The sequence below is a fragment of the Rhizobium deserti genome (genome assembly GCF_004358025.1).
Lineage (GTDB): Bacteria > Pseudomonadota > Alphaproteobacteria > Rhizobiales > Rhizobiaceae > Neorhizobium > Neorhizobium deserti.
In genome coordinates, this window is record NZ_SMTL01000022.1 from 1 (window position 1) to 950 (window position 950).

Below are 950 nucleotides of genomic sequence, written 5' to 3' on the forward strand. Positions count from 1 at the left end.
CGGAAGTTGCCCTCGACTATCGTCATGCCGCGAGTGACCAAAGCGTCGATGGTGACGGTGATCCGGAGGTCCCTGCCAATCCGATTGGGGTAAAGCGTCCCCCACGAAATGGTGGAGATCGGACAGATGCCGTCCCAGCCGCTTCAATTGACAGCGACATCGATGATTACTCTGATCCGTTTGTAGCTCGTCTTCCGCAAGGTCTGTCACCGGTGCCGCCATTCTGGCGGCTGAGGCAGCGGTTCGCCGGAACCTATGATGAGGAATGGGTGGCTAACCGTCATCCGCGGCTGCCCGCTGATTTCGATTATCGCTTTTATCAGTCGGCGCATCCTGACCTAATTTATCCAGGCTACCTGATAGGCGACGAGACCGCGGAATTTGCTCGTCTGACGCCGGGCGGCGGCACGCTGCGTTTCACCTTGCCCGGCATCCAGCCATTGGCGCGCTATCGCTGGCGTGATGGCCGCGAGGTCACACTGCGTATGAACCTCGACGGACTGCATCTCGACCTGCGCGCGGCGCCCTATACTGTCGACATCACCTGGCGTTCGTGGCTGCCAATCTGCCCGAACTTCCTGTGCATTGAGCTCTCGGCGGAGCCGTTGGTGGCAATGCTAACTTCGGATCTGCCGCGCCCGGCGCTCAACGGGCTCAAGGAGGAGGTTGTATGAGCCTTCATCCCCCACGCGAAGGCAGCCGCGCCACCGGCGAAGGCATTATCATCTCGAAATATCCTGACGTTTGTCGCTCACCGACAGCGCCCGTTCCCTACACTATTGTCGCTTATCAATCGGATGACGCAAACACTGCCTCGAGCGTCTTCATGACGGGTCAACGGGCGCACAAGCAGAATTCGATCGTGACCCGCTGCACCGGCGACGAACCGGGAACCGGCCTGGGGGTGAAGTCGAATACAGTCTCCTCCATCTGCCATCGCAAAGAACACT

At 59.6% G+C, this 950-nt stretch carries 2 protein-coding genes; both read left to right on the forward strand.

What is annotated here, in order from left to right:
• On the forward strand, positions 1–674 hold a 674-nt coding region (locus E2F50_RS22805), incomplete at its 5' end, for a DUF2169 domain-containing protein (RefSeq protein ID WP_133318481.1).
• Positions 671–950 (forward strand): DUF4150 domain-containing protein (locus tag E2F50_RS22810; RefSeq protein ID WP_133318482.1); only part of this gene is annotated, 280 nt, incomplete at its 3' end. The genes E2F50_RS22805 and E2F50_RS22810, both read left to right, overlap by 4 nt.